Annotated in this window: 1 protein-coding gene and 1 pseudogene; both read right to left on the bottom strand. The window is 48.9% G+C overall.

What is annotated here, in order from left to right; genetic code table 11:
- Positions 1–133 precede the first annotated feature (133 nt).
- Complete coding sequence (locus D5269_RS18030) at positions 134–493, bottom strand: hypothetical protein (protein ID WP_120487691.1); 360 nt, start codon at positions 491–493, stop codon at positions 134–136.
- A pseudogene (locus D5269_RS18035) lies at positions 483–761 on the bottom strand (hypothetical protein); the annotation flags it as partial. The gene D5269_RS18030 and the pseudogene D5269_RS18035, both read right to left, overlap by 11 nt.

Below are 761 nucleotides of genomic sequence, written 5' to 3' on the forward strand. Positions count from 1 at the left end.
ATGGCATCCCAGTCCGGTTCTGGCTCTAATGGGCATTGATACCATTTTTCCAAAGGGCTACAGGTGCATCCCAAATCCGAATCATACCAGCCACATAAAATGCAGGGTTCATCAAGGAAAGAAAATGACATGCTTACAACCCTCCTTCGATAAACGTATGGTAGAACCAGCGCACGAACCAGATTAGAAGAAGCAGGCTCGCAGTTACCGGAAACACCCCGTACAAGAAGATGTCCGAGTTGTGCCGCAGAGCGGCGAGATCATCCGCCTGCTGTTCGGTTAAAGCTACGATCTGGGCATTCCCGGAATCTTTCAACGTTTCATGCATCCATTCCCAGTCCGGCTCTGTGTCAACTGTTGTGTCGGGTTCAACTTTGATAAACTCTGCCGCCGAAACGGGAAGCGGGGAAACTTGCAGGAACAATGCGAGAAATATCAAAAGAAATGCGCCGGTCAGAAATACCCTTTGTGGGGTCAGGTTGTTATGATTCATGCGGGAAGCCCTCTTTTTCATCGGCTGTTTCATCCCAATCCAGATTGAATGTCTTGTATTTGACCCGCATCCCTGCGGCGGGAATCTCATATTCCTGCCCGTCAAACGATGCGTAGTCGATATTCAGAAATTCGGCCGGAACCTCTCGTTTGAGCGTTTTGCCGCCTGAAAGGTAGAACTTGCCGAAAATTTTTGCGTTGCCTTTGGTGATGTACTTGGTTACATACTTGACGATTGCAGAGCGTCCGTCCAGCTTTATGACGGTACT

The organism is Anaerotruncus sp. 1XD42-93, from assembly GCF_009917605.1.
Classification (GTDB): Bacteria; Bacillota; Clostridia; order Oscillospirales; family Ruminococcaceae; genus Anaerotruncus.

Bases quoted from the DNA above. Each gene is read 5' to 3' on its own strand.
- D5269_RS18030 (WP_120487691.1), bottom strand. From the start codon at position 493: ATGAATCATAACAACCTGACCCCACAAAGGGTATTTCTGACCGGCGCA.